This window comes from Xanthomonas sp. SHU 166, assembly GCF_000364685.1.
Classification (GTDB): Bacteria; Pseudomonadota; Gammaproteobacteria; order Xanthomonadales; family Xanthomonadaceae; genus Xanthomonas_A; species Xanthomonas_A sontii.
This window is the reverse complement of the sequence record NZ_AQOJ01000989.1, coordinates 1-1,041: the sequence shown is the minus strand read 5'-3', so window position 1 is coordinate 1,041 and position 1,041 is coordinate 1. Positions and strand designations below refer to the sequence as shown.

1 protein-coding gene is annotated in these 1,041 nt (G+C 74.2%); it reads right to left on the bottom strand.

Annotated features, from left to right (window positions below; translation table 11 throughout):
• Positions 1-1,013 (bottom strand): DNA polymerase Y family protein (locus D180_RS22000; protein WP_017914478.1); only part of this gene is annotated, 1,013 nt, incomplete at its 3' end.
• Positions 1,014-1,041: the final 28 nt, after the last annotated feature.

Genomic DNA, 1,041 nt, shown 5'->3' with positions numbered 1-1,041 from the left:
GGCACGAACGGCGGCAGTTCGTCGGCACACAGGCGCAGCGCCTGCACGGGCGCCGGCACGCTGGCCTGCTGCAGGCGCCCGCGCGCCAGTTCGAACAGCATTGCCGCATCGCGCTCGGCGGCGAGCAGGCCCACCGGCACCGCGCTGGGCTCCAGGTCCTCGTGTTCCAGCAGCAGGCGGAAGCGCTGCACGCCACCGTCGCGCCCGGCCAGGAACGCGGCCAGATCCTGGGTCAGGCGGCGCAGCGGGAACAGCAGCGTCTGGTTGGATTCGGTGGCATAGCCCAGTTCCACGCGCGCATCGAAGCGGTCCGGCGGCAGGTAGTACTGCAGCGGCAGCGGCGCCTGCCCGCGCAACGCATCCAAGTGTTGCAGCAGGGCGGGCGGATAGCGCCGCGCCAGCGCGGTGCGCGGCAGTGCGAACAGCTGCTGCAGGCGGCGCAGGCCCATCCGCGCGAAGCCCTCGGCCAGGGCCGGCGACAGCCCGGCGCGGGCGATCGGTAACTGCCCCAGCGCGCGCTGCAGCGCGGCGTTGTCGAGCAGGGCGATGCCGTCGTGGGCATTGACCAGCGCGCGCGCGGCCAACGGGTGCGGCGCGACCACGATGCGGTGGCGGAAGCCCAGCGCGGTCAGTTCCTCGCGCAGTCGCGCCTCGAAGCGCGGCCAGGGCCCGAACAGGCCGAGGCTGGCCTCGATCTCCAGGAGCAGCGCGCCCGGGTAGTCGGTGCTGACCAGCGAACTGAAGCGGTAGGCCCACGCCGCGAGGAACTGCTGGCTGCGGCGGCTTTCTTCGGCATCGTGCAGGGCGGTGGCGAAGCGATCGCACAGCGCCTGCGCGGTGACCAGCGATTGTCCGGGGCGCAGGCCGCGGGCGCGCGCGGCGGCGTTGACCGCCTTCAGCGTGCGCCGCTGCGGCGGGCCGTCGAGCAACGCCAGCGGTTCGTCCGGCGTCGGCCAGCGGCGCAGGACGGTGTCCAGCGCCAGTTGCGGCAACAGGATGCAGGCCCAGCGCACGGCAGCGGCCTCACCCGGTCGCCAGGGC